The sequence below is a fragment of the Microcoleus sp. LAD1_D3 genome (genome assembly GCF_036702135.1).
GTDB lineage: Bacteria > Cyanobacteriota > Cyanobacteriia > Cyanobacteriales > Microcoleaceae > Microcoleus.
The window spans coordinates 1-14,884 of the sequence record NZ_JAUBSB010000098.1; the positions used below are offsets into that span (position 1 = coordinate 1).

Here is a 14,884-nt window from a genome sequence, read left to right on the forward strand (position 1 = left end):
TATCCTCGAATGCAGGAACCTCGCTCTGTCTTGAAAGCTAAACTGCGGGCGTGATTAAGCCTTTTTCAGTGCCATTGAGCTAGGGTTGATATTTAAGATCAGAGCGCTGCCTTTTGGCGAGGGTTCAATAGTGGCCTCAAAGGTAGTGCCGATCGGCAATTTAGGTGAATTAGCAGAGAACATAGCTAATTCTTGTCCGTCAAGGAGGACAATAGGGCTGCCGTCGCGCCTTGAATCGGTACCGCAAACAGAACCCACCTCAAAAGTCAATGTTTTCTGCCTCCATTTGGGACTGCTAAAGTCAACATCTTTCAAGTCATTGTACTTCTGCCCAATCAGTTCAGCTCTGTCAAACTGAAAGGTTTGCAATTGCTGGCAAATTTCATCTGTAAACAAATTGAGAACCAATGCTGCTTTAGGTGTTTGGTTTTGGGACTCAAGCCAAGTATAATCTGCAGGAGCTACAATGCGTGAACTCACATCTTTGGTGCGACCAAGACCATCGCGGTAAGTTAAGTCTAAACTGTCGATGTCGTTGACATTTTCGCAAAACTTCTTCTCAAGAATTCCCACCAGTTTGTCGCTGGGTTCAATTAAGGCAAAATTGACCATTGGCAGGCTCGGATGCAAAGTTGCTTCATATTTAATGCCTTTGCTGTCTAACAATTCTTTCCAATGTCCAGCTAAGTCTTTGCCAACTGGCTGTCGCTTCTTATCCCTAACAGTCTTATTGCTACCGTCCCGTTCAAATTCCTCGAAAGGGACGCTCAGAACGTAAGTGTCTTTTGGCATAGCTTCGTGCAGTCGCTCGTACTCAGGTTCAAGGTTGAATTCAATCAGCAGTTGCCGAGAAAGTTCCTTACAAGCTTTGCGAGGAACTTCTAAGTTGGGATTTGCGGTTTCGACGTGCCACATCGCACTAGCAGCTAAAAACCGTTCTTCAGGGTCAGTCCAAGCTTCGGTCACATCGGCTCTTAAGCTCTCGTATAACTTGCTGACGGCTTCTTTAATTGCCTTAGAATCGCCGCCGCACTCCAAGTGAATTTCGCCCATCCTTTCTCGATAGCGTTCCTTAATATCTTGCGCCCACCTGACATAATATTTCTCCCATTTTTCTCGCTCATCTAAGTCAGAAGGAGACTCGAACAAGTAGCGAAATTCGTCGCGGTGGCGGCTTTTTAAACGAGTCGGTTCCCACTCTGGGTTAACAGCCTCCCTAGCAATGCAATTGATAGCGGTGCCGTCTCCTATAGGTAATGGCACCGTTTTGTAAAGCCTGGGGTCGTCTTTGTAGTCAAATAGGTAGCTTGGGTGCTGTTCTGACCACTGCTTAGCCTTGGACAACAAGGTGGGGTGGTGGTCTTCTGTACGAGTAGCACTTTTGGGACTGTCCACTTCAATTTGCAGGGCATCAAACAGCTTTCCAAGAAGCTGCCGCTTCTGTTGATTGAATAAACTTTCTGGCTGTCCCGGTTCTGCTGCTGACGATTGCACTCTCCCGATTAAGGTAGCCACCCAACCGATTTTATTTTGGGCGATCGCTACGGCAATTTGCCGCAATTTGGTATACTTGCGATCGCCATCACTATCGGTAGCTTTAGTGTAGTCAACTTTCTCTCGCTTCTCAACTGCATCGTACTCATTCTCTTGATTAGCGTGCCTGGTTTCAGAGGCGATATTCGGCATTCGGGAAGCAGGCGTAATCACTAATTGATCGCCGTCAAAATCACATTGATGATGCTGCATGGCTTGGTCAGAGCGAATGAAAACGCACCCTTTGTATTGCGTTAATGCGCGATGGCTTTTGTTGTCTACTGTGTAGCGGCGGATGTTATCTTTACTGACAATTGGGTATCGGGTAACGATGACTTCTGTGCCGTGTCGCAAGTGGGGGGCAACAATTGTACCGGGCTTGAGGCTTTCACAAGGTTGAGCCATTGCTGAACCATGATGAATTGCTCCTTTAATTGCTAAGTCTTTCCACTTTTTAGCCAGTTGTTCTTGCATGAAATCGACGACTTTGGGAAAGTCGAGGAGTTGACCGAGTTTGTCGTTCCTCAAAATTGAAATTAGCCGGGACTCGTTGCGTTGGGCTTTTTCATCTGTTTCGTCTTCTAATCCGCTGCTGTCTTCGTGAAGGCTAGATTGAAAAGCAGCTTTTTTGTCGTGCTGCTCCACTAAGTATTTGGCAAGTTGCAGTCGGTTATTTTGCAAGTCAGCGAGCTTTTGGGCTTCAATTTTGGTCGGTGTGGCTATGTCAGCCCCAATAGCTGCTTCGGAATACCAAATCGAAAATTGCCAGGAATTTTCGTATTCAGTTACTTTGGCGTTGCCTCGATTTCCCAGTATAGCTTTGGGAAATTCGTAGTCGCCACAGGGGATAAGTTCAGCTAATTGCTCTTTAGCAACTCCTTTGATAGAGGAGCGATCCATGATGATATCATAACCCAAGTCGGAGGTTAAATTAGCATCAGGCAACAGCGTTCCTTTGGCAAGAAAGCTAATTTCTGGAGTGTGGCAGTCTTCTTGTCCCCATTCCTGCATCCAGGCAAATCTGAATTGAAAAGGTCGGTTGTAATTCCCTCCTAATTGTTGGGCTAGTGCCGGTGAAATTTTACCGTGACAGTCTCCGGTTTGCCACTTATGAGCTTTCGCTTTTTCACTCTGGTCATCGCTTTGAGAATCAACAATTTTGACTCGCAAGGTTTCGCCGTCAAGGGAGCTATCTAACAATTTGGCTCCAAGGTTGCAACTGCTAACTAGCAGTGAGCCGTAGCGACAGGCGTGGTCGGGTTGAGTTTTGAATACGCTCAACAGTTTGGTTGAGAGTTCAATGTCTGCAAAGTACACATTTTTGCCTGAGCTGAAAGCAACTCTTCTGGTAATACCATCTCCGAAATCGATGTTTTTCAGAGGGTCGAAGCTGCTATCATTTGGGTCTGGTTTAACGATGCTTAGGGATGCTAGTTCTTCAGGTTCAAAAAGCAGTTCAAGCAGGGAGTTACGCAGCACTTCTGATTCAGCTTGGTACCGCCCCTTTGCTCTACCGTCAGTCAAGGACATATCAAAGACTGGGATTTTTAGTCCTTCCCCAGCTACCCATTCTGTGGAGCGATATTCTGGGGTAAGTTTTCTTCTGCTCATTGATTAGCTCCTGAATCCTAGTTTTTACATTTTTAGGACTTACGCACAGTAATAGTCCAGATTTTGACAAGGGTGTTGCTTCACAAATTCCTGCTACTGAGTGATATTCACCCCCTCCAATTGGAGGGGTTTAGAAGAGGAAAGTAGCGTGTTACAATGAGATTGATAATCCCAATGTGGAGAAAAAAAGTGAAAGTAGTTCGCACGACTACGGCTATGGAAAGCCGGCGAGATTATTTCTCCGATCGCGATAGCGATGCACTTGCCCGCGTTGCTTTTGGAGAAGGTGAAAACAGTCAGCAGTTTGGAGGTTTGAGCATCGATGCTGGCGGGGTTATTAAAGGTAGAGCGTCAAAGTTGTTCAACGTCACTGAAGAACAAGTTGAAAACCCTCAATACTGGATTGATTTGTAATAGAGCTAGCACTTTTCAGTATCATGAGGTACGCTTCGGTTCTCCTGAGTTTTGAAGGCGTGAATGCGTGAGTGGTGAGTTAAAGAAACTTCTTAAAATTCACAAGTCACAACTGAAAATTCATAACTCCCAAGCTCGGTACAAGGTAATCGGTAATCGGTAATAGTTAATTTCAGGATTGGTAATTTTCGATCGTGTTAGCTACCAGCCCGGCGTGAACCATTCCTGCTCCCTTACCATGCCTCATTACGCATTACCTTGTACCAATCACCTTGTACCAATTACCTAGCTAACTGAAAAAGGCTATATCGAGAAAAATTAAGTTTTCGCTCTTACAAAACAAGCGTTTCACATTCTTTTTCGGAGGTGTATAATTCGGAGATGTCTAACAATTCAGGTGTCAGACCAAGGTATTTGTGACACCTGAAAAGATGGCTAACGCCGTTTTTTGGACTGCGTTTTATCCGAAGAACGACTCTCAAGCGTCTGGTTGGCTTGAAGAGAGTGCAAATTGTTACCGGGAAGCAAGCTGTAGACCACTTTGCGCTTGCGGAAAACCCTAGTGCCATCTACAGGCATTCCTTTTTTCCAAGCGTCTGCAATCGCCTTTTTGTCGGCAGAAATTACGGTTTTGGTTTCGACTCGGCGATAGGGTTCTGGCAGTTGAGATGGCTCGATCGAAACTTCACAGGTAGGCGGATTTTCCTTAACAGTAATCCGGCGGTGTTTGCCGAGAATTTCGGAAGTTAATACGCCACACTCGTTGAAGTATAGAACGGTTTGGTCTAACCGCTCTCTCCACCCCTGGAGTTTGTTGATAGCTCTTGAATGCAGTTCTATCAAATACTGCATCCGGGCTGTAATTCCTGCAATTTCGGCATCAATTTGGTCGGCTAAGTCGGCATGAGCATCAACCGCGAGTTCCTGGGTTTCTTGGGTTTGCCAAAGGGATTGCAGCAGTTGGTCAATTTCTTCTGAGCTTTCTGCTGACTCTAGTTGATGCCAAACTTGAGCCGCAGTTATTGAACTTTGAGCAAGCGTCGCTGTGGCTAAATTCATGCTTAGTATCCTCCGTTGATGCAGGTGTGATAATAATCGCGGCGTTCTTCGAGTTGAGTAAGCGCAGCCATTGTTGCCGCGTCGGATTTAAGAGAGATTTGTTTGTTCTTTTGAATTTGGCTAACTGGTTGAGAATGAGTAAAATTTTGTGAGTTTGACTGGGTGATTTTTTGCATACAATTCAAAAAACTTTCTTAAAAATAGCGCGACCGCGCTCTTAAAAAAAGGAGTATTTAAAGTTATGAATTATCCTATAGTTTTGTACCCAAAAGTGGTAATGCAGTTCTGCCATCAATATCCTTTGCCAGAGGCAACTTCTAGTTGTGCCACCTCATCCCAACTTCAAGAAACTCAACAATTCGGTCAACCTGTTGTTTTGCTGACTCCGCCTCAACCACCTGTGGTGTTACCTGTCAAGTTGCTGTGGTTAATTTGGGTGTTTTGGCTCTATGGTGCGATCGCACTTCCGCTATTAGCTATTTCTTGGGGTTGGCTGTGGTGGGAAATGCTGTTGATAGTAGCTGCTTATTCATGTTTAATTGCGGCTGCTTATAGTTATGTGTTTGGTTGTCGCCAAAAGCTGCTATCCAGGTATAAGCAGCAAGTTCTTGAGTACAAACAACAAGAGATGTTATCCCAACAAGAGATATTATCCCAACCAAAAAGATTATCCCAACAAGAGACGTTATCCAACAAACAGCAGGAATTTTCTAGTTTTAAGCTAGGAAAAGAAGGGTTGCAGACAGTTTTTACAAGTGTAAAAATTGACTTACAGCAGAGAAATCGATCGCTCAAGGATTTGATGTCACTTCGGGTTAGTCCTAATGGCACATCTCAAGCTCGGCAAGGAGTGAGTGAACAACGCTTTTTGCAATACTTACAGCAATATTTCGAGGAAGTTGTCCAAGCAGCAGATTTTAAAATTCCGTTATCTCAGAGGAGCTATTCAGCAGATTTTACTGTAATTCACACTCCATCTGGGATAGGAATTGATGTCGAGATTGATGAACCTTATGCTGGCCAATCTAAGAAGCCCACTCACTGCTGCGATGCTGACAGCGATATGCGTCGCAATCAATTATTCTTAGAGTGGAATTGGATTGTGGTTAGGTTTACTGAAAAGCAGGTGGTTCAGGCTCCTTTGAGCTGTTGTAAGTTCTTGGCTCAGGCGATCGCCTTTGTAACGGGCGATCGCTCTTATTTAAAGCAACTGGAAACTGAGCCCGATTTGCTAAGCGTCAAACCTTGGACAACAACAGAGGCAAGGGCTATGGCTAAAAGCAACTATCGCCTTACTTATTTATCTGGATTTGGCGTCGGTTCTGCTTGCAATCGGGTTTCAAAGTTTTGATGCGAGCGCACGCAATATCCGATTTATTGACTGCAATAAATGTTTATAATTAATACAAAGGAGATAAAATAGATATGCTGTCATTTGAAGAGGGGTTCATTGAAAGTCAACAGCCCAACCAAAGACTTCTGCAAACAATTCGTTTGCTTGGAGAGTACAAGGGAAAGCAGGAGTTATTCAAACAACAAGCCCCACAAGTTTTAGGCACTTTGCGCCAAGCTGCGGTTATTCAGAGTACCGAATCTTCTAACCGCATTGAAGGCATTACTGTGCCGCTAGAACGGATTAAGAAATTAGTAACAGAAAAAACAACGCCGCGATCGTTCAGAACAAGAAATTGCAGGTTATCGGGACGTGCTAACTACAATTCACCAGAAAACGAGCGAGAAGCCCCTGGCTTTAGACATGGGGAGGAAAGCGGCTGCGACTTCAGTCGCCTTGAATTAAAATCCATAGGAATAGCCATCTTTTTTGTGAATAGATTTGCAATATTTATGACTAATTCCTGCTACTCTTCCCGTCGTTGTGGCGATGTCGAACGAACCGGATGCGCGGCAAAGAATTCGTCCCACATAGGTGCCGACCTTCTTGCCTGCTGTGACGGTAGCGCTGACAATATAGCCAGTTTGAAAACCGAAATGGATTTGCTTTCTCGACTTGTGACGAATTGGGAAGCCAAACTTATCTGTGCCGCACATTTGTCGAGTACCGTGTCCTGCTGCCTTAATTAGCAGCGGTTGAGAAGTCAGCACTTTTAATTCTTCGACTTTGCCTACACAAGCAGCATCTAACCAGTGAGTTTTAGCTAAATTTAATCGAGTGCGGTTGAACTTTGTTAGACCACCACTGCCTGTAGAAACAAGCAAGCCATTCATACGAAGTCGGTTAAATAACGCCCAGCGAGTTGAATTGACTGCTGCTGCGTCTTTTAAAGACCGCTTTGCTTGAGATAGAATTCGCTTCAAAATTTCTGGCTTTTTGGAGAGGAATTGCTCAATATCTTGAGTTCCCTTCCGAGTATTACAATTTTCGCAAGCAAGGCAAAGATTAGAAATACGATTAGATCCGCCTTTGGCTTTGGGATGAATGTGTTCGACTTGTAGCGGTGTATCCGTAACTCCACAATACGCGCACTTCCTATCCCATTTATTCAACAAGTATTCGCGGATTTCGTAACCACATAAAACGCCTTGCTGGTACTCCAGTCCACTAATTTCTGGATTTTCCAGTCGTTGTAAGTCGAATCGCACAAGTTCTTGAGCAATAGAACTAATGGGAGCGACTTTCATTAATCTAGTTACCCATGTCAGGATTGTTTCGACACGATGTTGCAAGCTTGGAGCCAGCCATCCTTTAGGGCGAGTTCTATTTAGAAATCTCGCTTTTCGATAACGAGTATGGCGATTTCTCCTGCCTCTACGCAGTGAACGGCGAGACTCCAAACAGGCTTTAATTGATTGACCTCGGTGAGTTAGTTCTGCACCAAAGATTACGTTTTCTCCTTCGACTAATGCAATGCCCGTGGTTTTGGAGCCAGGATCTATTTTAAGAGTGATGGGTTGTTGGGATACCGTTACCTCTACTTTGAGAATTAGCGTGAATGGATACCTTTTGAAAACAGCAGCTTTGCCAGTGGTTAGCAATTTACGAGCCATTCCTGGGCGGATTGGATTGAGCGGTCGTTTTTGGGTATCAAGTACAAAAACGAAATTAGACATAAAGTCCTCCATTGCTGGGTAAAGTTCGCTTCGAGAATGTTTTATGAGCTTGTTGTGTCAAAAGCACTGGTTTAACCCCGTTAAGCCTGTTTAACTTTTGGCGATAGAGCGGAAAACTAGCGTCGCATTCTCCGGTATCATGACTCAAAAAACGGAGGTCTAATCCTGTCTCTGGTAAGGTTCGAGCTTTCTTCTTGAACCGCTCGGAACGAGCCGGACTTCCCAAAAGCCCCCGCTTTTAAGCGTGGGGTTCCTTACACCAGTTATAACCACATTCCTTTTAGTCCAGGTGTCATTTTACAACTGCACCGCGACCTTTACCAATTTGCTGTTAATACAGGCGGGCGCTGGAAAACAGTGGATAATGAAATTAGCGCTACTTATCCTGATGGGACTAAAGTGGTGAGGTTTCGGCCTACTCCCGCTTATGCTACTCCCGCAGCAATGGAACGCCTGCAAGAACGGTTTAATCGCCTCTGGGAATCGGGCGAGATAGAACCTTTATTGCTGATTCCAACTTATATTTTAGATTTCTTGTGCATTCATCCCTTTTTAGATGGAAACGGGGGGATGGCAAGGTTGCTCACTTTGTTGCTGCTATACAAAGCCGGTTATGAGGTCGGGCGATTTATTAGTCTGGAACGGATTGTGGAGAGAACTAAGGAAAGCTATTACGATACGCTTTCCCAATCTTCCCAAGGATGGCATGAAGGGCCACACAACCTATTACCTTGGTGGGAGTATTTCTTAGGAGTCATGCTGCTATCAGCTTATCGGGAGTTTGAACAGCGGGTGGGATATGTTACATCCGCAAAAGGAACTAAAACGGCGATCGTATTGGATGCGATTAACAATTTGCCTCAAGAATTCTCTATTAGGGAATTGCAGGAACGGTGTCCAACAGTGGGAATTGATTTGATTCGCCGTCTATTGCGCCGGGAAAGAGATGCTGGGCATTTACAATGTCGGGGACGAGGGGTGGAGGCGCATTGGCGAAAGCAATAGATACAGGAATTACACAAGACCTCTTGCAAAAATAATTAGGACCGGCAAGATGCCCATCCCACAAGAGTTATTTTTTCTTGTGGGATGGGCATCTTGCCCGTCCGATCAATTGATGAAAAGGACTTTTGCAAGAGGTCTACACAAGCAACTGGAGGTTGACTTGAAGTACAAAACCTAACACCCAGTTCTCACTATTTATGCAAGCTAATGAAAGCGGTGTAGACCGGGAAATTAGCTTCTTGGTAATGGAAAAGAGGTAATCAGTCAATCGGTCAATTGTATCTGACAATGCTTGAAAACTGTTATATTTCCTCCTATTGGAATTGCATTTCCTACAAAAAAGCTGATTTGTCCTTTCAATTTTTGCACAGAGGGCAAAAACGTTTGTGGTTTTTTTGCCTTTTGATTCTCTTCTCAAAACTTTTGTCTGCAACCCAGCATTCTGCCAAGACAAAGTTTATTCCGCGTTCTCGGGCAGCGGCGCAAAATTTAGCACCTCTGCCTTTTTTATGTTTCCAAAGCCTTTCGTCCAAATATGAGTGTCCAGCCGACGTAGTGTTGCGCCGGACGACTCGAACATATCGGCTTATCAAAGTGCAGGAGATACACATATCCTGCCATTTTGTTTGCCATTTTTGAATGTGGTTTTAATGTTTGCTATTGGCTGCCGGAGAAACAAACTTGTCTCTCCGGCATAATTGAATTACCAGTCGATTTTTAGCTCGCAGTTTTTGTTGCTGCCGTTGCTGCTACCATTGCTGCTACCATTGTTGGTGTCGTTGTTGCTACGGTTGCTGCTTTCGAGAGGGAATTGGAAGTTTAAGGCCAGCAGCTCTTGCTCGATAATTGACTTTCTGTCTAGGACTTTTTTGTCTCTCAAAAGTCGCAGAGCGTGGATTATTTTGTCGATTGTTTCATAGCTTGTTTGTTGAAAATTCAGTACAAGAGTTGTTTCCCTACCCATGATGTAGAGTTGGTTTTCTGTTTGGTGGACGCAGGTTAAATTATTGAAGTAATAGATGTTGGTCTGTGATAGTTCCATTTTTTATCTCCGATACTTTATTTTTTGGCGCGACAGCGCTCATTTTTTTTGTACTAACTTTTAGGAAAAAACGTATAAATATTTTTTTTGTCAAGGTCGGCTCACAAAAAAAATGAGCAACCGCCGTCTCAATTTCCTTAGCAAATTAAGGAAAAATAGTTAATAAATCTATTCACCAATTTGTAATACTTAGTGGGAGCACTATCAGTAATTTAGCTCGCAAATTAGAAATTTTTTAAATAGCGTTTTTATTAAACAATACTCACTTTTTTCGAGAATCATAACTAATCCAGTTCGATGTCTTGGGTGTGCCGTTTATACTGTTGGTTATTTTGTTTAGGAGTTTGCTGTTCTTGCTCAATTAATTGTATCCAGATATCATTCCAACTTGACGGTGGATTGACAAGTTCTGCATCCGGTAGCAACGATCGCGCATTTCGAGCGAGCATATAATCTTCTGCGATCGCTATAATAACGCTATCGAGTTCTTGTAAGAATTCTATAGGCAGTTGTGAAGCTCGTTCAATTCCTAGGTAAATTGTGGGTGGTGCTGTTGTAGAGTTATCCTGTTCAATAAGCAAAATTGAAAGGGCTTCGATTGGGTTACAGGCAATCACAGCTCGCTCAATTTCTCCAGTAGTGGCTACCCAGAAAGCAGCTTCAGATGATAGGGGATGGGTTGTACTAAAGTTGCCTCTTTCATCGAGAACAAAAGCGAACCGGGCTTCCCCGTCAAGCGTCCGTGCCGTAAAGACAGCCTTTTCTGAGCCGGCATACAGCCAAGAATGAGAGTGCAATAAATTAAGCAATTCTAAAGGTAAACTGTACTCGACTGCTAGATGCGAGCGCACTTTTTGCCACTGAGTTTCATTCCTTTCTGGCAGGATTGACAGTTGTAACTCTAACTCATTTGCTGTTGCAGGAGTTGCAGGTGCGGTTGTTTCTAGCTCAGATTGTGACAACTCTAACTCATTTGCTGTTGCAGGAGTTGCAGGTGTGGTTGTTTCTAGCTCAGATTGTGACAACTCTAACTCATTTTCCTCTGCCTCACAGGGGGCGATAGCTAAGTGTTGTGGCTGCATTAAAGCCTCAATTAGGGCGTTATCTCGCCCTTTGTCATAGCTAACGCCTCGATGCTTCTGCAATCCAGAAAAAGTGTAGGCTTTACCCAACTGAGTGCCGCTTAAAGCTACCCCATCTAAATTGTAAGAAATGCCTTTACTGAAGCCGATTCCAGTTCGAGTCAATCCGACTTGCACCTCTACACCTTGTTGCTGCAACCGCTCAACGAATTCTGGCATACTTGGGTTGTCTTGGGTAACTTCATCAATTAGGTCTTGCAATTGCACCCTGACGCTCTTGTTTCCCTTGCTTTTTAATTGCCTGTGTTCTCCTGTAGTCTGAGCTCGCTTGTCTGTTTCCCAACTGGGTGTAACAGTTTCCAAGTTGTAGTTCCGTTCAAGCTGGCGAATAGTTTCTTGGCTTTTGTAATAGTCCCAGCTATCGTCAACAACACCTCCATCTAGGCAAATGCGACTGGCGACGATGTGAATGTGGTCGTGTTCTGTATCGCTGTGCTTGACAACTGCGTACTGGTTGTTGTCAAATTCCATCGCTTTCATGTAGTTGGCTGCAATCGCCAGCCAGCGTTGGTCATTTTGTTCAGAATCTTCGAGTTTTTCGGTGCTATCGACAGATAAAGTGGCGTGAAAAACTGCTACTTTCAGGTTAGGTCTTAGTTGTCGGGCGATGGCAAATTCAGCAGCCAGTTCTTCAGGAGTTTGTCCGCACATAGTACCGCCAATTAGAGCAGCGTCTTTTTTGCCCAGCACGTAGTTCAGACAGCCCCGAAAGCCTGTACCTTTGATTTGTTTGCCAATCATAACCGAAAAGCCGTCAGTTTCATAGCATGGATTGCTCAGGCGGTAAAGCCCAGCCTTGTTAATAATTAGCGTACTGTAGATTTGGCGAGGTTTGCAACTATTGTTTTAATTGCCTTCCCGTTTTCTCGAATGAGTTGCTGTACGCTTTCTAAGAGTCCTGTATTGACAACAACTGGTTCTCCCAATGCCACAGCACTATTGCAAGCTTTAGCAATCTGATTGAGGTTGTTTCCTGCAATTCTCAATTGGGCATCAATCTTGCATAAAACTTGATAGGCTTTCAAGTCAAATGCAGCTAGAGGGCGTGGCATGGTTCTGCTCAATGCGGCGCGGCGCATGAAGTCGCTCATGCTCAAATTGGCTTGCTCTGCTCTTGCTTTAATTTGATTGTAGTCAGAGTCAGTGAGGCGAATGTGAATATGGTTGGATAGCAGCTCTCTAGGTTTGGCTTCCGGTAAAGTCTTCATAGTTTTTAATCAGTAAAAACCTTTTCCCAAGATACAAGTTAACAACTGTAATCGACAAGCGCTATTCAGGTGATTTTATCCCCCCCAATTGGAGAGGGCTGTTTAGACAGTTTATTAAGGTAGAGACTGACTATAATTTTCTTTATTTGTATAGAATAGTGGATTTAGGTGCGATCGCACTTGAATAAGTGATGAGCTTGTTGAATTGCTTTTGAAGCATTTTCTCCCTCTAATTTCTTAGAGCTATAGAATATTCAGCTTAAATCGTAGTACAAATAGTTACAATTGTCATTAAAGCTAAAGAAAGTATTAAACCCGACCTTACGGTTAGGCTTCCGTAAAAGGAGGGTGCATTATTTCTCTTCCTGCACGTAAAAGTGCGGTTTGTGATCACAAAAACATTGCTTGCTACCGAGAGAGAACAGCCAAAACCAGCCTCAACAGGTCAAGACACGAACAGCACAAAAAAGCAGTAATTTGACCGAAAAAGTCAGGCGTTTGCAGGATATTTTCAGGTAAATGCAGGTAAAGTGCAGCCCCTGCAAATACCTGCAAAGCCCTGACTTTATACTGCAAATGCCTGACTTTATACTGCAAATGCCTGACTTTAGCTGACGCAACAATTAACTATTTTTTAGCCCTTTTAACAAAATCCGAATTGATTTAATAGTCAAGTTACAGTATCTAAGTTGAATTAAAAATCAATTTAAGCAAGTGCGAAAAAATTGGCAACACAGTAGCCGTTATCTAAATTGAATAAAAAATCAAATAAGGAGTATGAGAAAATTGGCAACACAGCAGCCGTTATGTCAGCCTTGACAGTCGGGTGAAATGTTGTTGTCGGGCCCGCGCTTTGCAATCGGCTAAACTGTTGGTATGAAGGCAGGTTAAGAGCAGACCATAATACGGTGTCTTAAGGGCGAGAGCGTCTGTGATTGTTGCAACGCCGGTCAAGGAAATCAAATTTCCCCGCCTATCCATTTATAGAAATAGTAATTTCTTATTCCCTATCGATTTACCGGGGAATCAACCAGGAGCAATCAGACTGCCCAACAAGCCGATCGCTCCTGGTTTCTCCGTGGTCAGCAAGGAAAAATCCAAGAGCGGCAGACCTAGGAAAAGTTTCGGCAATATGCGTTTTTATGCGTTTTTATGCGTTTTTATGAGATCGCCCATCACCTTTTACCTGCTTAAACTCTTCAAATTGCGTCTCGCCAACTATCGCCACAATATCGACCGATGCAAGAAAGGCCCGCGTCGATTGCCGTCGCAAAATCCTCCTCAATAGCTGAAGCTACGGCGCGAGATTGGTAGCCGTGAGCCTGTTTGATTCTATGAGCTCTGTTGTGGGCGATCGAGCTGTCGCTCAAGTCGCTCGCTCGTTACCCAGGTGTGACGGGAGGAATTGACGCCAGTGCTGCTACGAAGTTGTCACAACAACAGGAGCAATGTGAGCAGCCGGCACAGTCGAAGAGCGGGTAAAAATCAAGCGGCTTGACACCTAGGATGCCCCATTCATAAGGGTGCATTATTTTTGTTTCTGCACGTAAAAGTCAGGTTTGTGATCACAAAACCATTGCTTGCTACCGATTGAGAACAGCCATAACCTGCCTCAACAAGCAAATGTACGCTCGACACAAAAAAGCAGTAATTTGACCGAAAAATTCAGGCGTTTGCAGGATATTTTCCGGTAAATACAGGTAAAGTGCCGTTCCTGCAAATACCTGCACTTGCCGGACTTTATACTGCAAATCCCTGACTTTATACTGCAAATGCCTGACTTTAACGTTCCCCAACAATTAGCTATTTTTTAGCGTTTTTAACAAAAGCTGAATTGATTTAATAGTCAAGTTACGCTATCTAAATTGAATTAAAAATCAAGTTTCAGAAGTGCGAAAAAATTGGCAGCGTAGTAGCCGTTATGTCAGCCTTAAAAGTCGAGTGAAATGTTGTTGTCGGGCCCCCGCTTTGCAATCGGCTAAACTGTTATTGTCCGATCGAGCTTGACAAGGGCTTCTGCCACTTCCTCTGCATTCAATCCCATTCCCAACAGCCGAGGAATTGCATCCAAAAGTGTTTGTTGGGTTCTAGAGGCTCGTTGTGTACCTGTCAGCAGCAAATTGCCCTCTGTGTCCCACCACCTCAGCCACAGCATCGTTTGGTTTTGATAGCTGCCCTGCCACAGCCCTAACTCTACGCCGATTGGCGCGATCGCATGCAGGGCCGCGCAAGTTCGGAACCCACTGCTGGTAAAACCTATTGTTCAGGTTGTAAACCTCCAGCCTGCCGCTGCCGAGCTCATAGATGCGACAATACCCTCTAATGCTACTTTTGACTTAGGCTTCGAGCAAGATATTAAGGCGCTCGATGAATGCGCGATCGCACGAGTACCAATACCTGGTTAGCTTATGAGAAGGACTTAAAATAATTCTTTGTAGTGGTAATGGGACAGCCACCCCCACCAACTTTAGTTTCTCAGTTTCTTCAGTTGGACAGACAAGCGTGCGATCGCTCTCGTCATCCAGTACAAGCAAGCTCTGGTGAAAAAGGAGCTGAAGGAGGCGACGGTCAATCGGAGGCAGGCTGCGATTAAGTCTGAGGCCTCAATATTAATTTATAGGACAGGGGTAAAGACAAGAGCATCGCTTAGGTGTTGCCGACGATCGCTAACCCATCACAGCGATCGCGATCGCAGGAGATATTGAGCAAACCATTCCTCCAAATATAATAGACCTCTTGCAAAATAATTTTATGATATAATGGAAAGTTTTGCTTGACTGGATTGAATCCCAACTATTAAC

At 44.2% G+C, this 14,884-nt stretch carries 15 protein-coding genes; 5 read left to right on the forward strand and 10 right to left on the reverse strand.

From position 1 onward, the window contains the following. Window positions 1-54: 54 nt before the first annotated feature. The gene (locus QUA74_RS28220) at window positions 55-3,144 is read right to left on the reverse strand and encodes a hypothetical protein (protein WP_333335740.1); all 3,090 of its coding nucleotides are present in this window, start codon (window positions 3,142-3,144) and stop codon (window positions 55-57) included. Window positions 3,145-3,333: 189 nt separating this feature from the next. On the opposite strand from QUA74_RS28220, the gene QUA74_RS28225 reads away from it, so the two are divergent. After that, window positions 3,334-3,558: a hypothetical protein gene (locus QUA74_RS28225; protein WP_333335743.1), complete on the forward strand. Its 225-nt coding sequence runs from the start codon at window positions 3,334-3,336 to the stop codon at window positions 3,556-3,558. Between the two features lie 435 nt (window positions 3,559-3,993). Here the strand turns inward: QUA74_RS28225 and QUA74_RS28230 are convergent, their stop codons facing one another. Further along, window positions 3,994-4,617, reverse strand: coding sequence for a siphovirus Gp157 family protein (locus tag QUA74_RS28230; protein WP_333335746.1), 624 nt, complete (start codon window positions 4,615-4,617; stop codon window positions 3,994-3,996). Between the two features lie 241 nt (window positions 4,618-4,858). Here QUA74_RS28230 and QUA74_RS28235 point away from each other — a divergent pair, with 241 nt between their 5' ends. Continuing rightward, on the forward strand, window positions 4,859-5,968 hold the full coding sequence (locus QUA74_RS28235) for a hypothetical protein (protein WP_333335749.1): 1,110 nt from the start codon (window positions 4,859-4,861) through the stop codon (window positions 5,966-5,968). 443 nt (window positions 5,969-6,411) lie between these two features. Here QUA74_RS28235 and iscB read toward each other — a convergent pair whose 3' ends face one another. After that, window positions 6,412-7,686 carry an RNA-guided endonuclease IscB gene (iscB, locus tag QUA74_RS28240; RefSeq protein ID WP_333335752.1) on the reverse strand — a complete coding sequence of 425 codons (1,275 nt, stop codon included), beginning with the start codon at window positions 7,684-7,686 and terminating at the stop codon, window positions 6,412-6,414. Window positions 7,687-7,959: 273 nt separating this feature from the next. On the opposite strand from iscB, the gene QUA74_RS28245 reads away from it, so the two are divergent. Then, the gene (locus QUA74_RS28245; protein ID WP_333335778.1) at window positions 7,960-8,691 is read left to right on the forward strand and encodes a Fic family protein; all 732 of its coding nucleotides are present in this window, start codon (window positions 7,960-7,962) and stop codon (window positions 8,689-8,691) included. A 507-nt stretch (window positions 8,692-9,198) separates the two neighbouring features. On the opposite strand, the gene QUA74_RS28250 is transcribed toward QUA74_RS28245, so the two are convergent. The 5 genes from QUA74_RS28250 to QUA74_RS28270 all read right to left on the reverse strand — a co-directional run bounded on the left by QUA74_RS28250 (window position 9,199) and on the right by QUA74_RS28270 (window position 12,680). Beyond that, window positions 9,199-9,324 (reverse strand): hypothetical protein, encoded by a 126-nt coding sequence (locus tag QUA74_RS28250; RefSeq protein ID WP_333335755.1) that lies wholly within the window; start codon window positions 9,322-9,324, stop codon window positions 9,199-9,201. A gap of 70 nt (window positions 9,325-9,394) precedes the next feature. After that, entirely contained in the window at window positions 9,395-9,733 is a 339-nt protein-coding gene (locus QUA74_RS28255) for a hypothetical protein (RefSeq protein ID WP_333335758.1), read from the reverse strand. Window positions 9,734-10,017: 284 nt separating this feature from the next. Then, entirely contained in the window at window positions 10,018-11,616 is a 1,599-nt protein-coding gene (locus tag QUA74_RS28260) for a relaxase/mobilization nuclease domain-containing protein (RefSeq protein ID WP_333335761.1), read from the reverse strand. Window positions 11,617-11,681: 65 nt separating this feature from the next. Then, window positions 11,682-12,083: a plasmid mobilization protein gene (locus QUA74_RS28265; protein ID WP_333335764.1), complete on the reverse strand. Its 402-nt coding sequence runs from the start codon at window positions 12,081-12,083 to the stop codon at window positions 11,682-11,684. A gap of 408 nt (window positions 12,084-12,491) precedes the next feature. Then, on the reverse strand, window positions 12,492-12,680 hold the full coding sequence (locus QUA74_RS28270; protein WP_333335767.1) for a hypothetical protein: 189 nt from the start codon (window positions 12,678-12,680) through the stop codon (window positions 12,492-12,494). 334 nt (window positions 12,681-13,014) lie between these two features. Between QUA74_RS28270 and QUA74_RS28275 the strand changes: the two genes are divergently transcribed. Then, window positions 13,015-13,371: a hypothetical protein gene (locus QUA74_RS28275; RefSeq protein WP_333335769.1), complete on the forward strand. Its 357-nt coding sequence runs from the start codon at window positions 13,015-13,017 to the stop codon at window positions 13,369-13,371. A 295-nt stretch (window positions 13,372-13,666) separates the two neighbouring features. On the opposite strand, the gene QUA74_RS28280 is transcribed toward QUA74_RS28275, so the two are convergent. Together QUA74_RS28280 and QUA74_RS28285 are read right to left on the reverse strand one after the other, a co-directional pair. Next, window positions 13,667-13,879: a hypothetical protein gene (locus tag QUA74_RS28280; RefSeq protein ID WP_333335771.1), complete on the reverse strand. Its 213-nt coding sequence runs from the start codon at window positions 13,877-13,879 to the stop codon at window positions 13,667-13,669. A 182-nt stretch (window positions 13,880-14,061) separates the two neighbouring features. After that, a complete protein-coding gene (locus tag QUA74_RS28285) occupies window positions 14,062-14,238 on the reverse strand; it encodes a hypothetical protein (protein ID WP_333335773.1) in 177 nt (58 codons plus the stop codon). Between the two features lie 288 nt (window positions 14,239-14,526). On the opposite strand from QUA74_RS28285, the gene QUA74_RS28290 reads away from it, so the two are divergent. After that, window positions 14,527-14,676: a hypothetical protein gene (locus QUA74_RS28290; protein WP_333335776.1), complete on the forward strand. Its 150-nt coding sequence runs from the start codon at window positions 14,527-14,529 to the stop codon at window positions 14,674-14,676. Window positions 14,677-14,884: the final 208 nt, after the last annotated feature.